Origin of the sequence: uncultured Idiomarina sp., assembly GCF_964010655.1 — a bacterium.
GTDB classification, from domain to species: domain Bacteria; phylum Pseudomonadota; class Gammaproteobacteria; order Enterobacterales; family Alteromonadaceae; genus Idiomarina; species Idiomarina baltica.
Map to the genome: position 1 here is coordinate 1 of NZ_CAXGLS010000046.1, position 19,833 is coordinate 19,833.

24 protein-coding genes are annotated in these 19,833 nt (G+C 46.6%); 12 read left to right on the top strand and 12 right to left on the bottom strand.

Translation table 11 applies throughout. The annotated features are described in order from the left end of the window. Genes ABNS04_RS10315 through glnS form a run of 3 tightly spaced genes read left to right on the top strand, consistent with a single transcriptional unit; the run spans position 1 to position 2,856 of the window. The gene (locus ABNS04_RS10315) at positions 1–177 is read left to right on the top strand and encodes a carboxyltransferase domain-containing protein (RefSeq protein ID WP_348671442.1); all 177 of its coding nucleotides are present in this window, start codon (positions 1–3) and stop codon (positions 175–177) included. Then, on the top strand, positions 174–1,115 hold the full coding sequence (locus ABNS04_RS10320; RefSeq protein ID WP_272978111.1) for a biotin-dependent carboxyltransferase family protein: 942 nt from the start codon (positions 174–176) through the stop codon (positions 1,113–1,115). Before ABNS04_RS10315 ends, ABNS04_RS10320 begins: the two co-directional genes overlap by 4 nt. A 58-nt stretch (positions 1,116–1,173) precedes the next feature. Next, positions 1,174–2,856, top strand: a complete 1,683-nt coding sequence (gene glnS, locus ABNS04_RS10325) for a glutamine--tRNA ligase (protein ID WP_348671440.1) — start codon at positions 1,174–1,176, stop codon at positions 2,854–2,856. 36 nt (positions 2,857–2,892) lie between these two features. Here the strand turns inward: glnS and ABNS04_RS10330 are convergent, their stop codons facing one another. The 6 genes from ABNS04_RS10330 to ABNS04_RS10355 all read right to left on the bottom strand — a co-directional run bounded on the left by ABNS04_RS10330 (position 2,893) and on the right by ABNS04_RS10355 (position 6,378). Next, positions 2,893–3,936, bottom strand: coding sequence for a saccharopine dehydrogenase NADP-binding domain-containing protein (locus ABNS04_RS10330; RefSeq protein ID WP_272978116.1), 1,044 nt, complete (start codon positions 3,934–3,936; stop codon positions 2,893–2,895). A gap of 2 nt (positions 3,937–3,938) precedes the next feature. Further along, a complete protein-coding gene (fur, locus tag ABNS04_RS10335; RefSeq protein ID WP_006955501.1) occupies positions 3,939–4,382 on the bottom strand; it encodes a ferric iron uptake transcriptional regulator in 444 nt (147 codons plus the stop codon). A 61-nt stretch (positions 4,383–4,443) separates the two neighbouring features. After that, the gene (gene fldA / locus ABNS04_RS10340; RefSeq protein ID WP_006955500.1) at positions 4,444–4,971 is read right to left on the bottom strand and encodes a flavodoxin FldA; all 528 of its coding nucleotides are present in this window, start codon (positions 4,969–4,971) and stop codon (positions 4,444–4,446) included. 3 nt (positions 4,972–4,974) lie between these two features. Further along, on the bottom strand, positions 4,975–5,322 hold the full coding sequence (gene ybfE, locus ABNS04_RS10345; RefSeq protein ID WP_006955499.1) for a LexA regulated protein: 348 nt from the start codon (positions 5,320–5,322) through the stop codon (positions 4,975–4,977). Continuing rightward, a complete protein-coding gene (locus ABNS04_RS10350) occupies positions 5,315–5,530 on the bottom strand; it encodes a DUF2788 domain-containing protein (RefSeq protein WP_006955498.1) in 216 nt (71 codons plus the stop codon). Before ABNS04_RS10350 ends, ybfE begins: the two co-directional genes overlap by 8 nt. Before the next feature lie 59 nt (positions 5,531–5,589). Continuing rightward, the gene (locus ABNS04_RS10355) at positions 5,590–6,378 is read right to left on the bottom strand and encodes an alpha/beta fold hydrolase (protein ID WP_272978117.1); all 789 of its coding nucleotides are present in this window, start codon (positions 6,376–6,378) and stop codon (positions 5,590–5,592) included. Between the two features lie 101 nt (positions 6,379–6,479). Here ABNS04_RS10355 and seqA point away from each other — a divergent pair, with 101 nt between their 5' ends. Further along, complete coding sequence (seqA, locus tag ABNS04_RS10360) at positions 6,480–6,968, top strand: replication initiation negative regulator SeqA (protein ID WP_006955495.1); 489 nt, start codon at positions 6,480–6,482, stop codon at positions 6,966–6,968. Next, positions 6,968–8,599, top strand: a complete 1,632-nt coding sequence (gene pgm, locus ABNS04_RS10365) for a phosphoglucomutase (alpha-D-glucose-1,6-bisphosphate-dependent) (protein WP_272978118.1) — start codon at positions 6,968–6,970, stop codon at positions 8,597–8,599. The genes seqA and pgm overlap by 1 nt, the downstream gene beginning before the upstream one ends. A gap of 21 nt (positions 8,600–8,620) precedes the next feature. Here the strand turns inward: pgm and ABNS04_RS10370 are convergent, their stop codons facing one another. Next, positions 8,621–9,910 carry an MFS transporter gene (locus tag ABNS04_RS10370; RefSeq protein ID WP_006955493.1) on the bottom strand — a complete coding sequence of 430 codons (1,290 nt, stop codon included), beginning with the start codon at positions 9,908–9,910 and terminating at the stop codon, positions 8,621–8,623. A 187-nt stretch (positions 9,911–10,097) separates the two neighbouring features. Here ABNS04_RS10370 and ABNS04_RS10375 point away from each other — a divergent pair, with 187 nt between their 5' ends. Beyond that, a complete protein-coding gene (locus ABNS04_RS10375; RefSeq protein ID WP_272978119.1) occupies positions 10,098–11,210 on the top strand; it encodes a DUF2066 domain-containing protein in 1,113 nt (370 codons plus the stop codon). Further along, positions 11,210–11,938, top strand: a complete 729-nt coding sequence (gene hda / locus ABNS04_RS10380; RefSeq protein ID WP_006955491.1) for a DnaA regulatory inactivator Hda — start codon at positions 11,210–11,212, stop codon at positions 11,936–11,938. The genes ABNS04_RS10375 and hda overlap by 1 nt, the downstream gene beginning before the upstream one ends. Here the strand turns inward: hda and ABNS04_RS10385 are convergent. The 3 genes from ABNS04_RS10385 to arsC are packed head-to-tail and all read right to left on the bottom strand — an operon-like array spanning position 11,931 to position 13,265. Next, on the bottom strand, positions 11,931–12,335 hold the full coding sequence (locus ABNS04_RS10385) for a DUF2069 domain-containing protein (RefSeq protein WP_272978120.1): 405 nt from the start codon (positions 12,333–12,335) through the stop codon (positions 11,931–11,933). The two genes, hda and ABNS04_RS10385, sit on opposite strands and share 8 nt — an antisense overlap. A 1-nt stretch (position 12,336) precedes the next feature. After that, positions 12,337–12,918, bottom strand: coding sequence for an NAD(P)H-dependent oxidoreductase (locus tag ABNS04_RS10390; protein ID WP_006955489.1), 582 nt, complete (start codon positions 12,916–12,918; stop codon positions 12,337–12,339). Then, the gene (gene arsC / locus ABNS04_RS10395; RefSeq protein WP_006955488.1) at positions 12,915–13,265 is read right to left on the bottom strand and encodes an arsenate reductase (glutaredoxin); all 351 of its coding nucleotides are present in this window, start codon (positions 13,263–13,265) and stop codon (positions 12,915–12,917) included. The genes ABNS04_RS10390 and arsC overlap by 4 nt, the downstream gene beginning before the upstream one ends. A 57-nt stretch (positions 13,266–13,322) precedes the next feature. Between arsC and ABNS04_RS10400 the strand changes: the two genes are divergently transcribed. Beyond that, positions 13,323–13,790: a TlpA disulfide reductase family protein gene (locus tag ABNS04_RS10400; protein WP_006955487.1), complete on the top strand. Its 468-nt coding sequence runs from the start codon at positions 13,323–13,325 to the stop codon at positions 13,788–13,790. Here the strand turns inward: ABNS04_RS10400 and ABNS04_RS10405 are convergent. After that, positions 13,782–15,254, bottom strand: coding sequence for a M48 family metalloprotease (locus ABNS04_RS10405; protein WP_006955486.1), 1,473 nt, complete (start codon positions 15,252–15,254; stop codon positions 13,782–13,784). The two genes, ABNS04_RS10400 and ABNS04_RS10405, sit on opposite strands and share 9 nt — an antisense overlap. 136 nt (positions 15,255–15,390) lie before the next feature. Here ABNS04_RS10405 and ABNS04_RS10410 point away from each other — a divergent pair, with 136 nt between their 5' ends. Further along, positions 15,391–16,473: an AI-2E family transporter gene (locus ABNS04_RS10410; RefSeq protein WP_006955485.1), complete on the top strand. Its 1,083-nt coding sequence runs from the start codon at positions 15,391–15,393 to the stop codon at positions 16,471–16,473. Between the two features lie 31 nt (positions 16,474–16,504). On the opposite strand, the gene bcp is transcribed toward ABNS04_RS10410, so the two are convergent. Further along, positions 16,505–16,975: a thioredoxin-dependent thiol peroxidase gene (bcp, locus tag ABNS04_RS10415; RefSeq protein ID WP_006955484.1), complete on the bottom strand. Its 471-nt coding sequence runs from the start codon at positions 16,973–16,975 to the stop codon at positions 16,505–16,507. 158 nt (positions 16,976–17,133) lie between these two features. Between bcp and dapA the strand changes: the two genes are divergently transcribed. The 3 genes from dapA to purC form a co-directional block, all read left to right on the top strand. Beyond that, positions 17,134–18,012 (top strand): 4-hydroxy-tetrahydrodipicolinate synthase, encoded by an 879-nt coding sequence (gene dapA, locus ABNS04_RS10420; protein WP_006955483.1) that lies wholly within the window; start codon positions 17,134–17,136, stop codon positions 18,010–18,012. Between the two features lie 11 nt (positions 18,013–18,023). Further along, positions 18,024–19,121 carry an outer membrane protein assembly factor BamC gene (gene bamC, locus ABNS04_RS10425; RefSeq protein ID WP_272978121.1) on the top strand — a complete coding sequence of 366 codons (1,098 nt, stop codon included), beginning with the start codon at positions 18,024–18,026 and terminating at the stop codon, positions 19,119–19,121. Positions 19,122–19,135: 14 nt separating this feature from the next. Continuing rightward, positions 19,136–19,833: phosphoribosylaminoimidazolesuccinocarboxamide synthase (gene purC, locus ABNS04_RS10430; protein WP_272978122.1), on the top strand; the 698-nt coding region annotated here is incomplete at its 3' end.

Genomic DNA, 19,833 nt, shown 5'->3' on the forward strand with positions numbered 1-19,833 from the left:
ATTTATCCCTTAGCATCGCCTGGCGGTTGGAACATCATTGGTCGCACGACCTTTCCATTATATGAACCTCAGAAAGGCATTCTGAATCAACTTAACTCAGGTGATACGGTGCGATTTAAGGCGATTTCAAAGGATGAGTTTATCGCGGCTGGCGGCTCAGTGGAGGCATTCGAATGATTGAAGTGATTGAACCCGGCATGTACGCCACTATTCAGGATTTTGGTCGCTTAGGTTACTTAAAAAAAGGCTTAACACGCGGCGGACCTATTGATGAGAATGCCTTTTTATGGGGCAACTATCTGCTAAAAAATGAGCCGGGTGCCGCTCAGATTGAAATTGTATTGGGTGGCTCAAAGTTTAAGTTTTCCACCGCTGCTGCAGTCGCCGTGTGCGGTGCAGATGTTAGCTTAAAACTGGATGACGAAGAGCGCAATATTTGGGAGACGTTTCAGGTTGAAGCGGGGCAGGTGTTGAGTATTGGGCCTGCACGTAGCGGATTGCGGGCCTATTTAGCTGTTGCAGGTGGAATACAGGTCAAGCCGCAATGGGGCAGTTGCGCGACGGTTAAGCGTGAGCAATTAGGCGGTCACCGCGGTGATGGTAGTGCGCTGCAAAAAGGCGATACATTGGCTATTGAGTCTTCAACCTGTGAGTTAACGCAGCGCATTCCATGGCGTTACCGTCCTGATTACAGTAAGCCACCGGTCTTAGGTCTGATACCCGGGTTTCAGTACGATCAGTTTGCCATGGCTGAGCGCGAAAAACTGAGTTTCCACGAGTATAAAATTAGCCAGCAAAGCGATCGGATGGGGATTCGACTCGAAGGGCCTGCCATTGAGTATGCGGGCAAAGGTTTAGTGTCAGAGGGAATCAATATTGGCTCAGTGCAGGTGCCACCGAATGGCCAACCTATTATTATGATGAACGATCGCCAAACGTTGGGGGGGTACCCTAAGCTTGGTAATATAAGTCCACTGGATCTGTCACGTTTGGCACAATGTCGACCGGGTCAAACCGTGCAGTTTACTCGAGTTGAAGTTGCTAAAGTACAACAGCAATTAAAGAACTATTATGACTTTTTTGGCATCACACCTGCTTGCCAGACGGATCATTAATTGCGATCATAAGTAATATCCTTTTTTGAGCTCAAAAGTTGTTGGAGAACATACACGCATGTCAGAAACTGAGCATCGTCCAAGTAATTTTATTCGCCAAATTATTGATAAAGATTTGGCAGAAGGAAAGCATACGTCAGTACATACTCGGTTCCCACCGGAACCGAATGGTTTTTTGCACATTGGTCATGCTAAATCAATCGTGTTGAACTTTGGTATTGCCGAAGATTACCAGGGTACCTGTAACCTGCGATTTGATGATACCAACCCATTAAAAGAAAAAGTTGATTACGTCGAGTCGATCAAACGCGATGTTGCTTGGTTAGGTTATCAGTGGGAAGGTAAGCCTCGTTATTCATCGGGGTACTTTGATGAGTTACACGGGTTTGCGATGGAGCTCATTGAAAAGGGACTCGCGTACGTGGATTTCTCTGACCAAGAGACCATGCGTGAAATGCGCGGCACGCTGAAAGAGCCGGGCACCAACAGCCCTTACCGGGATACGTCGGTCGAGGAAAACCTTGATCTGTTCAAGCGCATGACTGCGGGCGAATATAAAGATGGCGAGTGTTGCTTGAGAGCTAAAATTGATATGGCATCACCGTTCATGTGCATGCGTGATCCAGTTATCTATCGCGTGCGACACGTGCATCACCACCAAACCGGTGACAAGTGGTGTGTGTATCCAATGTATGACTTCACACATTGTATTTCTGATGCGTTAGAGGGCATTACGCATTCATTGTGTACTTTGGAGTTTCAAGATAATCGCCGTTTGTACGACTGGGTTTTGGATAATATCAGTATCGACTGTCATCCTCAGCAAATCGAATTCTCGCGCTTGAACTTGCAATATACCGTGATGAGTAAACGCATCATCAATAACTTGGTTGAGGAAGGCAAAGTGTCGGGTTGGGATGACCCTCGTGTATCGAGTATTGCGGGTTTGCGTCGTCGTGGCTACACGCCATCGTCTATCCGTGAGTTCTGTCGTCGTATTGGTGTCACCAAAATGGATAACCAAGTTGAAATGGGTATGCTTGAAGCCTGTATCCGTGATGACTTAAACGAGAATGCGCCGCGTGCGATGGCGGTAATGGATCCCATTAAACTGGTTATCGAAAACTATCCAGAGGGTCAGCAGGAGCTACTTGATGCGCCTAATCATCCGAATAACCCGGATATGGGGTGCCGCCAAGTGACTTTCTCACGTGAAGTCTACATTGAACGTGAAGACTTCCGTGAATCGGCTAACAAGAAGTTTAAGCGACTGGTGTTAGACAAAGAAGTTCGTCTCAGAAATGGTTATGTGGTTAAGGCTGAACGCTGTGATGTTGATAGTGACGGGCAAGTAACGACCGTATACTGTACCTATGACCCTGATACTTTGGGCAAAGATCCAGCCGATGGTCGTAAAGTGAAAGGCGTTATCCATTGGGTTTCGGCAGATACAGCGAAAGAAGCTGAGTTTCGTATCTATGACCGTCTGTTCCGTGTGCCGAATCCTGCTGCGGAAGATGACTTATTCGCTGCGCTAAACCCTGACTCACTCGTGGTTAAGCACGGCTTTGTTGAAGCCAACTTAGCCGATGCGAAAGTTGAGCAACCGTACCAGTTTGAACGTTTAGGTTATTATGTGTTGGATAGTGACGCTGAGAAAGAACAGCGCCTTATCTTTAACCAAACCGTGGGTCTACGTGATAGCTGGGCTAAAATCGAACAGCAGGGCGATGCTGCATAAGTGCTTATCAAAAAAACCGGCTCATCAGCCGGTTTTTTAATGTTCAATGAACTGATCAAGTAGTTTGGCGCCACATAGGCGAGATGGCGTGTAATAGCCACCTGGCAAAGCGTCATGTTGTAAAATATAAAGTGCGACTTCAACGGCTCCTTCTGCTGTGACGGTATAGCCATTTTTTATTTTGAAGCGCATAGATTTCGTGTCTCCACGTTTATTTTTGACCTCTCCCCAAATATAGGTCGGGTTGGCTTTACGTGCGTCTTCATCTGGACCCGCGCTACTGCGCTGATCGACTTTTGCTTTCAGTTGGTTCTGTACCCAGCGTAACTTAAACAACCATCGTAACCAGTTCACTCTACGAAGTCGTTTAATTAACTTAGGTGGGGCTGGAATATAAACTTCAATGTTGGGTATCGATGTGGTGTAAAATGCAGTCGCCACATCGCCCCATGGAATGGTCATCGCCGACTTAACACCGTTACCAAAGTCAATGCGGCGCTCTTTCCATGCCAATGGCACTGAGCTGACAATACCGTCGATGCGTGCTGCGCCTCCATGTCCTAAACGCTCAATACTTGTTTTAGCTGTGCCGCGGCTCATTCTTGAGGCCGAATCAAATCCCAACGCGAGATGTGTTGCGTCAGGCATTTGTGCATACAGACGTGCAGCCAAGCAATCCGTAGGAATGACATCGAAGCCCACACCTGGGCAGAGCACGATACCTGCTTTTTTAGCAGCCTCAGACTGCGAGTGTGCATATTCAAACACGTCAATCTCGCCAGTAATATCAAGATAATGCGTAGCGGTGCTAATACAGGCTTGAATGAGCGGGGCGGCCGTTTTGCTGAAAGGACCTGCACAATTGATAACCAGATCGATGTCAATCAGTTGCTGTTTGACCTGTGACGGATCTGAAAGGCTGAAAACACGGTGCTGGAGCTGAAGCGCCCCAGCGAAGTGTTCGATTTCGGTTGCGTTACGTCCTGCAAGTACAGGATGATAACCTCGTGCGACGGCTTTATGAGCAATGAGTTTACCTGAGTATCCATTTGCACCATAGATAAGCCAACGCAGTGCCATCGTTAGGCTTCCTCAGCTGCTTTATATTCGCAACCTTCGCCTCGTTGACACTCGCCATAAAGATATAAGCTATGATTAGTTAGTTTGATTTTATTTTGCTCGGCAATACGTACCTGACGTTCTTCGATAACATCATCTTCGAACTCAAACACGTGACCGCAGGTTAAGCACACCAAATGATCGTGGTGTTCTTTCGCACTGAGTTCAAAGACCGAACGACCGCCTTCAAAATGGTGACGGGTAATAATACCTGCATCATCGAACTGGTTTAACACGCGGTAAACCGTGGCGAGGCCAATTTCATCCTTTTGCTCAAGCAAAATCTTGTAGACGTCTTCGGCACTGATATGCTGATTATCTGGTTGCTTAAGGATCTCCAAAATTTTTACGCGTGGGGACGTTACTTTAAGACCAGCTTTTTTCAATTGTTCATCATTTGTCGCCATGGTGCTCTTCGCTTTTTGTTTAGTTGTTCAATAGCTTTGCTCAAAATAGCGCAAAACCATCCTAGTTGGCTAGCTCTGCGAGACACATCTCTTCATAAACCTGTTTACACCATTGGGTAACACGGTCTTTTGTCAGTTCTGGCTGACGATCTTCATCGATACCTAAACCCACAAAATGATTTTCATCGACCAACCCTTTTGAAGCCTCAAAGTGATAGCTCTCGGTTGGCCAATGACCAACAATGATTGCTCCTCTTGCTTCAACGATATCGCGCACCATACCCATTGCGTCTAAGAAGTACTCGGCGTAGTCCTCTTGGTCTCCGCAGCCGAAGATGGCGACGAGTTTGTCAGTAAAATCAATTTCTTCTAACTCAGGGAAGAAGTCATCCCAGTCACACTGCGCTTCCCCGTAATACCAAGTGGGAATACCAAATAAAAGAAGATCGTAGCTCGCAATATCTTCCTTACTCGATTTTGCAATATCTTTGACCTCAACAAGCTTTTTGCCGAGTTCTTTTTCAATCATGTGGGCGACCGCTTCGGTATTACCCGTATCACTTCCAAAGAAAATTCCAACAGTTGCCATAAATCAACTTTCACCTGATTTTACTAAATTAACGACAGCTGGCAGCACTTGTTCTTGGTTTGCCAGCGAGATTTTAATCATCGCTTCGACTAAATCGCTGCGGGTGCAGCCCGAGGATGATGCGACTTCGTTCAAATGCTCATGCACTGACTGGTCGACTTTCAATTCTATTCGCTTTCTACCTTGACGTCGGTCTCGTTGCAGTTGCCGACGCTTATTAATTTTTAACTGCTCATTACGTGGTAATGGATTTGTTCGAGGTCGACCTTTACGCGGTTGATCAAGGAACAAATCGATCGTTACTTTATCCGTGTTTTCTTTTGCCATGTGTTTTCGGTCGATTTTAGACACCGACCTCCCAAATCACTTGGATAATGCCTTTAGCAATAAAACCAAAGCAGCCAAGAAACAACACCATCCATACGATAATGCGTCCGAATTTGGGGACCGATGAGCGATTAAGCACATCTCGAATAGCTAAGCCTATTAGTAAGAAAAGTATACCTAGCGTAATATTAGTAACGAGTACTTCTATTTGCTCATAATATTCAGCCAACATCCTTAAGATACCACCCTATAGGCCGACAGAAACGCCTCTTATAATAGCACAGTAGACTGTTAAAGACGACCGTGGCTCGCTAGAAAATCCTTTACAAGACGATTGAAAATGCGCGGTTTTTCGGCATGTAACCAATGGCCCGTGTTTTCAACAACTTTAACCTGCGAATTACTAAAACGCTCGGTGACTTGCGATTTATGTTGTTCGGTTAGATAGTCTGAATTCCCGCCTTTTATAAACAAACAAGGGCCGGAATAATCGCCATCGCTGACACTGCCGGCGATATCGTCGTATCGCTCGGTAATCGCGGTTAAATTGAGTCGCCACGCGAAATGGTCGCCATCCTTGCGGAGGTTTTTCAGTAAAAATTGGCGCACACCTTTTTCTTTGATCACCGAACTCAGTTGTTTATCAGCATCCGTGCGGCTCGTTATTTGGTGTAAATCTAAACCCGCTAAGGCATCTAATATTGTGTTGTGATGAGCAGGATAGGCGACTGGAGCAATATCTGCGAACACCGCTGCTTGGACACGCTCTTCGTAGCGCATAGCCACTTCCATGGCAATCTTACCGCCCATGGAGTGACCAACTAACGAAAACTTTTTTAAGGCTAATGCATCTGCAAGTGCCACAATATCGTCCGCCATTTCCGTATAGGTCATACTGTCATGGTGAGGGGAATCACCGTGATTGCGAGCGTCGGGTAGAACACAGAAGTAGTCGCGCTCCAAATCGCGAGCAAGGCTCTTTAGGTTATCTCCATCTCCGAACAAACCGTGAATGATAATAACGGCGGGATTCTGCTTGTCACCCATGGTTTCGTAATGCAGTAATTCTGACTCTGCCATCGTTGTGCCTTTAGTGTTAAACTTTGCTAATATTTTCCGAGCTTTAGTGGTTGGTTGCAAGTCAACCCTGCGAATCGATAACAATGAGGAATTAAAAACCGATGAAACGCATCGAAGTTGAAGACGATTTATACGCGTATATCGCGAGCCACACGCAACAAATCGGTGAGAGCGCATCAGATATTTTGCGCCGTCTATTGGGCTTCGACAGCGTTGCTCAGGTTGAACCGGTGCAGGTCGAAGAGCGTGCTACTGACTCTGTGTTTAACCGTCTAAATCAGCAAGATGTTAATGTACAGAAAAGCGTAGTGGCACGATTTCTCTACATTTTGAGCATGCTGTATAAGACTCATCCCGAACAGTTTGAAACCGTATTGACTATTCGCGGCCGTGACCGCCAATATTTTGCCCGTTCGGAAGAGGCGTTGCTGACCAGTGGTAATAGTACGAATCCTAAGGCGATTCCCTCATCACCTTTTTGGGTGGTGACGAACAATAATACGACGAAGAAAAAATCGATGTTGACTCAGGTTGCGCAAAAGCTTGGATACAGCAAACCTGAAGTCGAGCAAATTAGGGACTTTTTATAATGACGGTGCATGAACGAGCGGGGCAGCCCACAACCGCAGCGGATAGCGTAAACATCGCGCAGTTGGTCAGTGCATATTATGTGTATGAGCCGGACCCACGTAAAGCTCATCAAAAAGTGAGTTTTGGAACATCGGGTCATCGCGGTTCTGCGCTGGCGCGAAGTTTCAATGAAGCACATATTCTAGCAATTGCACAAGCAATTTGTGCCTATCGTGAAGAACAAGGCATTGAGGGTCCGATTCTACTCGGTAAGGACACCCATGCATTGTCAGAGTCGGCTTACATATCGGCTCTCGACGTGTTTTTAGGGAACGGTTTAGAAGTGCATGTTCAAACAGAACATGGTTATACGCCCACGCCTGCATTGAGTCACGCTATTTTGACTTATAATGCAAACCATCAAAAGCAATGTGACGGGGTGGTCATCACGCCTTCACATAATCCACCACAGGATGGCGGCTTTAAATATAATCCGCCGCATGGTGGACCGGCCGATGCTGATGCTACGCGAGTCATTGAAAAATATGCGAATGCACTACTGTCGTCTGGGCTTCAAGGCGTTAATACCTGTGAACGGGAAGATGTGTTATCACATCCAAAGTTAGTCTTTGTTGATTGGCGTAAGCACTATATTGACGATCTGCCCCGCTGTATCAATATGGACCTTATCAAAGGCGCAAACCTGCGTCTTGCGGTCGATGCAATGGGTGGCGCAGGTGCTGACTATTGGCACCAAATCGCTGAGACTTATGGGTTGAATATCGATATTTTCAACGATCACGTCGACCCAGGCTTTCAGTTTATGACCCTCGATAAAGACGGCAAGATACGCATGGATTGCTCATCACCTTATGCGATGGCAGGTCTGTTGGCTTATAAAGATCGATACGATTTAGCCGGGGGAAATGACCCCGATTATGATCGCCACGGTATCGTTACGCCGGATGGCCTAATGAATCCTAATCATTACCTTGCTGTGGCTATTGATTATTTGTGTAAGTCGCGGGAATGGGCAGCCGATGTTGCAATCGGTAAAACACTCGTTTCTAGCCAAATGATAGATCGCGTTGTAGAAGATAATCAGCGTAAGGTTTATGAAGTGCCTGTTGGCTTCAAGTGGTTCGCTCAGCAGCTGCGTGATGGTGATATTGGTTTCGCAGGCGAGGAAAGTGCAGGAGCCACTTTGCTTGATCGCCAAGGTGATGTTTGGACCACCGATAAAGACGGTATCGTGATGGTATTGTTGGCGGCAGAGCTGCAAGCTGCCACCGGTGAATCCCCGAGCGCTTATTACAAAAAATTATGTGCGCAGCACGGCGAAGCCTTTTATCAGCGGGTTGATACTGCATCGTCGTTGGAACAGAACGCGCGCTTCAAGGATATTCGAGCCTACAAATTGAAATTAACCACGTTAGCTGAAAGTAACGTTGTCGATATTTTTACAAAAGCGCCGGGTAATGACGCTCAGTTTGGCGGTGTCAAGGTCGTGTTAGAAGATGGCTGGTTTGCCGCACGACCCTCAGGCACTGAGCCGGTTTATAAAATCTATGCGGAAAGCTTTAAATCAGCCGCACACCTCGAGCAAATCATTGCTGAAGCGCGCGACTGGGTCGCTGAGCTTATTCAGTAATTGTTAGTGTACTGAAGCGCGTTAGCGCTTCAGTACCGCCGTACCATCCACTTCTTCTTCGGTATCGTCCTCTTCATCTGGCGCCTCTTCCGCCATGGAAGTTAATAGCTCATCGGAGGTTTGTGACGGTGCTAGAATAGCAAAGTTGCTGTGTAATTGTTCCTCAGCTTTAGCACGACGCGTGATGCGGTACAGTGCGTAACAACCCACAAAAGCGGTGAGACCACCAAGCAGTAGAAAGAAGTAGTTAATAGCACCGAACTGCATTAACGCAGCGACCGCCGGCGCACCAATGATACTACCTGCACCACCGATTTTGATGATAGCGCCCGTGGCACCAACCATCTGGTCTTTCTCGAGGTAATCGTTGGTGTGTGCCATACCGAGCGAGTAGAGCGGTAGAATAAAGGCGCCAAGCACCGCTACGACTAGATAAATGAGTAAGGCATTTCCGGCACCAAGCTGAGCAAGTAAAATAGCTGCAGCGGTTCCGCCTGCGGCACAAATGGCGATAACAATACGACGATCAATGCGATCTGATAGCAAGCCAAACGGTGTTTGCGAGAGAAGTCCGCCGACTATAAACGCTGACATAAAGAACGTGATCTGTAGTACGGAAAGACCAATATACGAAGCATACATCGGACCGATACCGTAAAACATGGCGTAACATGCTTGCATTACAAATGCGTTGATAACCCCCAATGGTACTGTATTCAATAACATTTTAACGGGTACCTTGCGATTTTCGTGCGTGGTTGGCTCAACGGTAACGCTTACTAAGATGGGGATTAGCGCTAAATTGATAAGCAGTACCACAATGGCAAAGGCGATAAAGCCGCCGGGATCTGCGACACCGAGTATTAACTGACCGGCAATCAGACCACTGTAAATGATAACGAGGTAAATGGATAACAAGGTGCCACGGCTCTTGTTATCAGCCATGGTATTTAGCCAACTTTCAACAATGACGAAGATGCCTGATATCGCAAAGCCAGTCACAAACCGCATGACAAACCAGACGACAGGGTCAATCCAGATAGCTTGAACTAACACGCTGGCCGCGGCGAGGGCAGCCAGTCCGCCAAACGAACGTATATAACCGACTCGACGAATATCTTTGGGGGCGCGAGTCGAGCCAAATAAATAGCCAATAAAGTAGGCCGACATGATAAAACCAGTGACTAAGGTGCCAAAACCTTCAATCGTGGCGCGCAAACTGAGGAGCGTACTGGTCATACCGACACAGACCCCAATCAAGCTGATACTCGATAATAACGAGCTAATGCCACGTAATTGTTTTTTAAGCATAATGTTCCTAGTCACAAAATTTGTTTCATTTTAGCGAGATGACCGGTTTTTGACTAGGCTATCAATAAATTACTTGAATTTACGTTGTCGAGGGCATTCCCACAAGGTTATCCACAAGTTGTCACTTGCCGTGTTGCGTTTGGGTGTTTAACATGCATTTCATGAACGATTTTTTGAAGGCTGGCCTATGATGCGCGCAACAGTTCAATACTTCATCTGTATGGTAAGTTTATTACTGTGCTTGTCGGCACAGGGTCGACTTATTGATGATCTTTTCTCAGCGGAAATAGAAGTGTCCTCGCAGGCAGCGAGCCAACGTGATGAAGCGTTGCGCACAGCGTTTGAACAGGTGATATTAAAAATATCGGGAAGCGAGAAGACACTCGAGCATCGTGCGATAAAGAATGCTAAGAGTCAGTTGGACGACTACCTATTACAGTATGGTTATCGGCGTAACGGGAATACGTTATATCTCACCGCCAACTTCGATGGACGTAAGCTGTCTGAGTTATTTAAGGTTAATCAACTGCCCTACTGGGGGAGTCGACGTCCGGAATTGTTGATGTGGGTAGCCAGTAGCGACGAGCGTGGCAAACGGCATATTTTAGCAGCAAACGACGAGTCTATCTTTATTCAACAGATCCGCCACCTCGCTAAGCAACGCGGTTTACCCTTACAGTTTCCTTTAATGGATTTGACGGATGCAACGTCAGTGTCTATTTCTGACATTTGGGGACGTTTTTTGACCCCTATCGGCGACGCTTCACAGCGATATCGAGCAGATGGCTATTTGGTCGCGAAGGTAGCAGAACGCGGCGTGACGGATGATGAACCTAAAGCCGAGGGCGAAGCCGAAAAAGGCCGTTGGCGGTTAGACTGGGTGGTCCGTGTGGGCGATATTAGAAAGTCGGGCGAAGTGTTTGCAAATTCACGCGACTTTCTTGCAGGTCCGTTCATGAATCAATTGCATGAATCGCTTGCTAATGAATTTGCTTTGATTGCGTCAGGTGAGAGTCAGTTGATTCAGTTTCCTATTCGTGTGGAAGGTTTGCAGGGTTGGCAAAGTATTCTAGATATTCAAAGGTTCATTGCGAGTGTGACCTCTGTACAGCAAGTCAAGCTAACTGATTACAGCCCAACATTCAGCCGCTTTGAGGTGACCTTAACGGATACGCCCGATCATCTGTTACAAGCTATTGAGTTAGATGGGCGTTTACAACAAAAGCGTCGCGATCCCTTTGCTTTGCGCGAGCAAAGCGCTGAGGAGGAAACGACTTATCGGTGGGTGGCAACAGAATAATGACAGCCGGTAAGCAACAACCTCAGCAACTAACACTTGCAGTGCAGTTGCCTGATGATGAAAATTTTACCACCTACTTAGAGCAACAGAATGATAATGTGGTGCGTTGGCTCAAGCAAATCGCAACAAAACCTCTGAGTGAAACGCAGGGCGAACGCTTGACACTTTTATCAGGTCCTTCGGGCTCAGGGAAAAGTCACCTGTTACATTCGATTGTCTCATTAGCTGGACAACACACCCAAGTCATGTATTTGCCGTTGGCGGATTTGAAAGAAAGCAACGCCGAGCAAGTGCTAGCAGGCTTGGATGCATTCAATATTATCTGTCTAGATGATATTGATACGGTACTTAAGGACCCCACTTGGTGCTATGAGTTATTCAAATTAATTAACACGATTACAGATGCTGAGCACTGTCGCTTGATGATGACCGCTCATGCGAGTGCGAGTCAGTTATCAGTTGAACTCGCTGACTTGCGTTCTCGTTTACAATGGGCAACGGCGTTTCAACTCAGCCCACTCAATGATGATGGCAAGGCAAGCGCATTGACGCTTCGTGCACAATGGCGAGGTTTGCAGTTGCCGCACGATGTGGCTATCTTCATGTTGCATCGGTTGGGACGCGATATGGCAGGGTTGTTGGCGCACTTAGATCAACTCGATAAAGCCTCTATCGCGCACCAACGAAAACTCACGATTCCATTTGTGAAACAAGTATTGGCTATTTAGCCTCTTTTTGCTTTTTAAGGCCCAGCCCTAATTCACGTCCGCGGTGCCGTGCAAACCCTGTTGCACCGACAAAAGCAACTGTCGTGAAAAGTATTTCTAAAACTGACCATACACGTTCATCAGGATGTGTGTATACGGTTGTGAGTCCGTGCAAAAAGTAGAACATCAAAATAAAATTAAGCCAAGCGTGTGTGTAGGGCTTCCCTTTAACTAATCCAACGAGTGGAAATAACATCGGTAAAACCCAAAAAATTAACGATAGGTAAGTGGGTAGGGCACTCGTGTCACTTTCTGGAATGAGACCATGCCACAGAATCAGAAGTGCCAACAGCAGCCAGTAACCGGTCTGTGTGGCGATGCGAAAAAAGCGTGTTTTTGGTGCCATTTGAACGGCCATGTTATGCATCCTTGGTTGATTTTAGCTGTTGTGCAATTGTTGCAACTCGTTGACCCAAAGCAACGGCACTGGCTCGCTCATTGGCCGATAATGTCAAATTGGATGATGCATTTAACGCACCAGCACCGTAAGGCGAACCACCTGCATTATCGTGATGTAAACTCGGTTGCTCATAAGGAATGCCCGTTAGTAGCATGCCGTGATGAAGCAGAGGCAATGCCATATTAAGTAGGGTACTCTCTTGACCACCGTGCAATGAACTGGTTGTCGTAAAAACGGCTGCGGGTTTATCAATTAGATCACCATTTAGCCATTCGCGGCTGGTCGTCTCCCAAAATTTTTGCAGGTGTGCGCTCATGTGACCAAAACGAGTTGGACTTCCCATTATTAACGCATCACAGTTGATCAGCTCATTTTTATCAAGAAGTAAATCACGCATACTCGCGGCATCGCTATCGGTTTCGACCGTGCGTAAAAGCGCTTCAGCTCCGGTTGCCTGAACGCCTTCGGCTATGGCATCTGCAAGTAAACGTGTCTGACCGCCTCGGCTAAAATAAAATATAACGACGTTACAGCCACTCACTTTATCAACTCCAACGCATTCTCCGGCGGGCGTCCTAATACGGCCTTCTCACCCTTAACGACAATCGGACGTTCAATAAGCTTGGGGTTATTGACCATCGAAGTGAGCAATACCTCATCATCCGACTCGTCGGCTAACTTAAGTTCCTTATATACCGCTTCTTTTGTGCGCATCAGTTGTCTAGGGCTGATATCGAGTTTATTCAGCAAACTGCTCAGTTCGGCTTGACTTGGTGGGGTTTCGAGGTATTTGATAATGGTTGGCTCGATACCATGCTGTTGCAATAACTCAAGCGTTTGGCGTGACTTTGAACAACGCGGATTATGGTATATGGTAACTTTAGACATATTGATTCACTCTATTAGTCAAACGTTGTTTCTTATCATAACGAATACGGGCCGAATATGAAATTGTCATTGCTAGTTGCGACAGTGTTAGCATTGGGTGTAGTGGGTTGTTCACAAGAGCCGGACATTCAACTCAACAACGAAAGCCAGATAAACTGGCAAAATGGTAAAGCGAACACCGTGGTGGTGAATTACTTCGCCGAGTGGTGCACTCCCTGCCTGCGTGAGTTGCCTGAACTTAACGAGTTTTATCACAACGAAGTCAGTGACGACAGCCAACTAACACTGATTGGCATCAGTTTTGATCCGATGAGTAATCAGCAAATCAACGCGCTGGCGGAAAAACATGATATTGATTTTCCTTTGGCGTTGAGCCTGCCAGCACCGAAATTACCGTTTGATAAGCCGGGTATGTTACCGGCCACTTACATTGTTGGTCCAGGTGGAAAGGTGACCGGTCCACTGTTGGGTGAGCAAACACGAGCGAGTCTGCGAAAAGCGATTGCTAAAGCGCGCTCAGAGTAGTCCTTTCAGGCGTTCTTTTTCGGCGCGTATTTGATCAATACGCGCGTTAAGTCGTTTCTCGGTTAGCTTATTCTGTGTGTGATTTTGCGCTGTTTGTAGTTGATCAATAGCAAGATCGAAACCACCGCGGAGCGCCAAGGCTTCTGCGCGTGTCTCGTACATCGCGGCTCTATCAGAAGTTCGCTGATAGGCATCGGTAAGCAGATCGAGGGCAATTAATGAACCCGGTTCAGCTAACAGGTAATTGCGCAATAATTTCACGCCCAGCTCAGCCTCATTTGAACGAATCGCAGCATTCGCGTAGTTGAGTATAATCACCGGATCGTCAGGGCTTCGCGTGTACTCGCGCTTCAGCATATCAAGTGCCTTATCATTTTGTTCCAACGCAAGGTAAATATCGGTTTGCACATCAATATAGAAACGGTTTCTAGGATCGCGCTCAAGTAACGGGGTTAACCATTGTTGTGCCGTATCAGGATTGCTTGCATCGAGTGCTCTGATGGCCAATGCATAGCCGCCGGCTTGTTGAGTGATGATATTATCGCTTTTGGTCATTTTAACGAACTCACTATTCGGCGTGCTGCGTGTATAACGCGCATCAACTCGCGCTTTAGCAAGTTCAAAGTTTAGACTTTGTGGTACATCACGACGACCTAATGCCTCAGCACGGGTGCGCGTATCCGCAATGCGGGACTCGGGAACGGGGTGAGTCAGTAACATTTCAGGAGGTTTTGATACGTAACGGTATTGGTCGGCTAGACGACCAAAAAAATTAGGCGCCCCCATGGGGTCAAAACCGGCATTGGCGAGTGTTGTTATCCCAATACGATCGGCTTCTTGTTCAAATAGGCGTGTATAATTGATTTGTGCCTGACCCGTTGCGCCAATCGTTGTGTAGAGTCCGGCAGCGCCTGCTTCTGGATTGGCAATCCCTAACAAGATAGAGCCAATCACGCCGGCTATTGTGAGCGGCATGTTCTGTTGTTGCTCTTGCATACTCCGCACAATATGGCGCTGAGTTACGTGTGCTATTTCGTGCCCAAGGACCGCTGCGAACTCAGACTCATTCCGAGCTTGCTGAATGAGCCCAGTATGGACACCGACATATCCTCCCATAAAGGCGAACGCATTTATTTCGTTAATATTTAACCAAAAAAATGAGAAAGGGTAGCGTACGTTGTCCGCATTTCGTACTAAACGTTGTCCAACATCTTTAAGATAGCTGTTTAATACAGGATCCTGAATAACAGGTGCCGTTGCGCGTAGTTGGCGCATATAGTAGTCACCAACGACCTTTTCTCGCTCAATACTCATAAAGCCCGCTCCGGTGGTGCCGATTTCGGGCAGGTTTCTATGTTGCTGAGCAAGGGCCTCGGGTGCTTGAAACGCGGAGGGAAGCGCTAACATGAGCGCAAGCGCAATCCCACTTGTCATAAAGCGCTGAGTTTTTCTGAGATACAACATTCACATTAACCGCTGTTATAACGCAATATTCTACGTAGAGTTATTAATTTACAATAAGTTCCTTTTCTACTCTATGGTGTTACCGTAAGATTGCAAGCATCGTGAACCTTTAATCACACCGAACAGGAAGCTCGGAATGTTCCAACATATTCAGCAGTGGTATCGGAATAAGTTTTCAGACCCCAATGCAGTGACGCTATTTTTATTGCTCATTGTGTCGGTTCTATTGATTGTATTTTTCGGTGGAATATTAGCACCCATTCTAGCTGCGATTGCGCTCGCTTATTTACTTGATTGGCCTGTAAATCGATTGATTGACGCGGGGATGGGGCGTTTGGCTGCCACCATTATTGTTATGAGCCTCACCATTTGTATTGCGACGCTGTGCCTGTTTACGCTCGTGCCAGTGGTCTGGCAACAAAGCACAACGCTGATTCGTGAGCTACCTGATATGTTGGCGAACTTGCAAGTGTGGTTGCACAAACTACCCGAATTGTTTCCATCGGTGATTGATGAATCGCAAATAACCGAGTTGATGCTAACTGTTAAACGTCGTGTCGTAGGGCTCGGCGAGCAAATATTGACGAGCTCTTTGACTTCACTGGTCAATGTAATGGCGATGCTGGTTTACTTAATTGTCGTGCCGTTATTAGTCTTTTTCATGCTCAAAGACAGGAATACGCTCCTTGCTCATTTCAGCCGCATATTGCCCACTAACCGTCGTTTAATTACGCAAGTCGGTCAGGAAATGAACCTGCAAATCATGAACTACATCCGCGGCAAAGCTCTGGAAGTCATTGTGGTTGCCGTGACCTCTTTTGCTGTGTTCTTTGCTTTTGATTTACGTTACACGACGTTGCTGTCAATTTTAGTCGGGTTATCAGTATTGATACCGTACATTGGTGCCGTCGTGGTGACCATACCCGTCGCATTAGTGGCATTATTTCAATTCGGTGCTACAGGTCCATTCATTTACGTGATGATTGGCTACCTCATTATCCAAGCGTTAGATGGCAACGTGCTCGTGCCATTATTGTTTTCCGAGGCGGTGAGCCTTAATCCGGTCTATATTATTGCTGCGGTGCTTATCTTTGGTGGTATTTGGGGTTTTTGGGGCGTATTTTTCGCGATACCGTTGGCGAGCTTAGTCAAAGCGGTGATAACCGCTTGGTCAAGTCGAGAAGCCCTGATTGAGAAGAGTAGTCCAGCCGAAGAATAAGGCGCTCAGTGCGCCTTATTCCGAAATGACTTTAGTTCTGCTCTAAATGATCGAGTACCACTTGGTGGTGCTCTTTTGTTTTAAACTTATCAAATACGTGACTCACCGTACCGTCCTGTTCAACTAGAAAGCTGATTCGATGAATACCATCGTACTCTTTGCCCATAAATTTTTTTGGACCCCAAACTCCAAACTTATCTGCAATCGCATGATCTTCATCGCTCAGTAGCGTGAAGTTAAGCTCGTCACGTTCAGTAAACTTATTTAATCGCTTAGGCGCATCAGGACTAATACCGACTGAGATGACATTGTGTTCTAGTAAACGATCTTTTTCATCACGCAAGTTCTGCGCTTGAACAGTGCAACCAGGGGTCATTGCTTTTGGGTAGAAATACACCAACACACGATGGTCTTTCAGTAATGCTTGTAAAGATACTTTTTCTTCGTTTTTATCTAAAAGTTCAAAGTTAGGCGCTTTGTCGCCAGCTTGTAAACGTTCCATTTCTAACTCCTAACGATAAGATCCAGTATATATATGATAGCGAAGCTGGGTTTGGATTAAAATGAAGGGAACAAATTACGTGCTACGTGTTCCTAGTCTTGTGTTTATTTGGGGCTACCAGTAACATTAGGCCCCATGATTAGGAATTTGGAGCCTATATGCTAACAGGTAGTATTGTTGCCTTAGTCACACCGCTGACTAAGCATGGGAATATCGACTATAACGAACTTGAAGAACTCGTGAATTTCCATGTTGAATCCGGGACAGACGCAATTGTCGCGGTAGGCACAACGGGGGAGTCAACCACACTCAGCCATGAAGAACACATTGATGTTGTTGCTGCGATGGTCGAACTCGCTAATGGCCGCATCAAAGTAATTGGAGGTAACGGCTCAAACTCCACCGCCGAGGCCGTGCAACTCACAGAGAAGATGAGTCACTTTGGTGTCGATGGTTTTCTCAACGTCACACCTTACTATAACAAGCCTTCAGTAGAAGGCCTGATCGCCCATTATTCAGCTTGCGCTGACGCCTCAGATAAACCGCAGATTTTATATAATGTGCCCGGTCGAACCGCATTAGACATGCCACCTGAAGTGGTTGAACAACTCGCTGAAATTGATAATGTGATTGGCATTAAAGAAGCGACGGGCGATGTTTCTCGTGTCGAAGAACTGAAGCGTCGCTGTGGCAACCAATTTATTTTGCTGAGTGGCGATGACCCGACCGCGTGTGAATTTATGTTGCGCGGTGGGCATGGCGTTATCAGTGTTACAGCCAACGTAGTGCCAAGCCGAATAAAAGCGCTGGTTGATGCTGCGACTCGTGGAGAACGTGAAAAAGCTGAACAAATCGATAGTGAACTCCGTGAACTCAATAATGCATTGTTTGTTGAATCAAATCCGATTCCAGTTAAGTGGGCTCTCGCGTTAATGGGTAAATGTAGCGCCAATTATCGTTTACCTCTGACGCCGCCAAGCGAAGACAGTCAGCTTGTTATCGAGCGCGCCCTCAACCAATTACACTTACTTAAGTAGCAGGAGTGGAAATGAATTTTCGCCGTACAGCCATCGTGACTTCGTTGGCGATGATTACCCTCGCGTCGTGTAGCTCGATTGAAAAAGAGCAAGCGAATGGTGACTTTGATTATGTCAACTTAAAGCAACGACCCGAGTTAAACGTTCCTTCGGGTTTGGAAACGCCTGACTACAGTAATAGTTACAAAATTCCTGCTGCAGATACCTCTGGACCCATAGGCGAAGAAGTTCGCGTTGTTTCACCTCGCCAGGTTCATCCTATTGCGTTGGGGAGTCGTGTACTCGAAAACGAAAAACAAGCACGGGTGTATTTTGATTTGGTTGAAGGTATGTCAGACAGTATTGTAAACACTGTCTGGACCGCAGCTGAACAAGTCTTAGACCGCAAAGGCCTAACTTTTACTAAAACGGGCGAAAACCAGTGGACCACTGAGTTGCTTACTACCGAAGACGAATATGAAGCAGAAGGCGATGGTGGTTGGTGGTTGTTAGGTGACGGAGATACTACTGTGTCTCTGGAACAAAGTTTTCGCTACGTGTTAACGCAGGCGCCAGAAACGCACGGTCGGACGACTGCGCTTGAAGTGACGTTAGCGGACGTATCGCAAAAGGTAAACGGCGATCGCACTGAAATGGCAGAACTGACTCAGCATAACTTATCAGTTGATTTGTTGAATAAAGTTGTGTCTCAAGTGAATCGTGTCCACCAACAATCAATCCAACAGAGCCGAGAAGCGGGCGTGCCCGTTTCAGTCAGTACCAATGCTAAACAGCAACCCGTATTTGTGGTTGAGCTAGACTTCGATGACGCTTGGGTGCTCACCGGTCAAGCATTAGAACAAATAGGTTTGAGCATTGATGACTTAAACCGCGAGGCAGGCACCTATTTTGTTGAGTACACCGAGCCGGACTCAGGTTTCCTATTCATCGGTGGGGATGATTATGAATCGTTGGGTATTCCAGAAGGAAATTATGAAATTCGCTTAGTCGAATTTGGGGATGATACGGCCATTAGCGTTTGGTCAAATGATGAAGTAGTCGATCAGGCATGGCTCGAGTCGGTTAAGCCTGCTCTTGAGCAAGCATTAAAAGTAGCAAGTCAACAGTAAAGGCGGCACAACCTATGGAAAAACGAAACGAGCTGTATCGCGGGAAAGCAAAAACCGTGTATACGACAGATGACCCATCACGATTAGTGTTGGAGTTCCGCAACGATACTTCCGCGTTTGACGGAGAGAAAGTAGAGCAACTCGAAGATAAAGGAATGGTTAATAATCGTTTTAATCATTTCATTATGACTCAATTAGAAAAAGCGGGTATTCCAACGCAATTAGATGAGTTGCTGAGTGATACAGAATCATTGGTTAAAAAGTTGGATATGATTCCAGTTGAGTGCGTTGTTCGCAACGTAGCCGCTGGCTCGTTAGTTCGTCGCCTAGGGGTTGAGGAAGGTAAAACACTAAATCCGCCGACGTTTGAGTTTTTCCTAAAAAATGACGCCTTGCATGACCCGATGGTTAATGAGTATCACATAGAAGCCTTTGGTTGGGCGACAAAGGAGCAAATTGAGCAAATGAAGGCGCTGACGTTTAAAGTCAACTCGGTGCTTAAATCATTATTTGAACAAGCTGGGTTACTGTTAGTCGACTATAAGCTCGAGTTTGGCGTGTTCGACGGACAACTCGTATTAGGCGATGAGTTTACCCCTGATGGTTGCCGCTTATGGGATGCTAAGACTCGTGAGAAGCTTGATAAAGATCGCTTTCGTCAGGGCCTTGGCGGGGTAGTGGAAGCCTATAAGGAGGGCGGCCAGCGTTTAGG